The sequence below is a fragment of the Mesorhizobium norvegicum genome (assembly GCF_004919685.1).
Lineage (GTDB): Bacteria > Pseudomonadota > Alphaproteobacteria > Rhizobiales > Rhizobiaceae > Mesorhizobium > Mesorhizobium norvegicum.
Map to the genome: position 1 here is coordinate 1 of NZ_SMYZ01000226.1, position 204 is coordinate 204.

Consider the following 204-nt stretch of genomic DNA (forward strand, 5'->3'; position numbering starts at 1 on the left):
GATTTCGACGCCGCGGCGCAATTGCTCGGTCTGCGGGTTCATGTCGACGCCCCCGAACACGACAGCGCTGCGCAACGCCGTGTACTTCGCGTACTTGGCAACGTTGTCGTACACCTGGTCGGCCAGTTCGCGTGTGGGCGTGAGGATCAGCGCCCGCACCGGGTGGCGCGCCGGCGACGCGCTCGTGTTGGCGTCGGGCAGCAG

The 204-nt window shown here is 68.1% G+C and carries 1 protein-coding gene; it reads right to left on the bottom strand.

Going from position 1 to position 204, the window contains the following annotated elements:
* A partial coding sequence (locus FCU66_RS40860) for a DEAD/DEAH box helicase (RefSeq protein WP_136625535.1) occupies window positions 1-204 on the bottom strand: 204 nt, incomplete at both ends.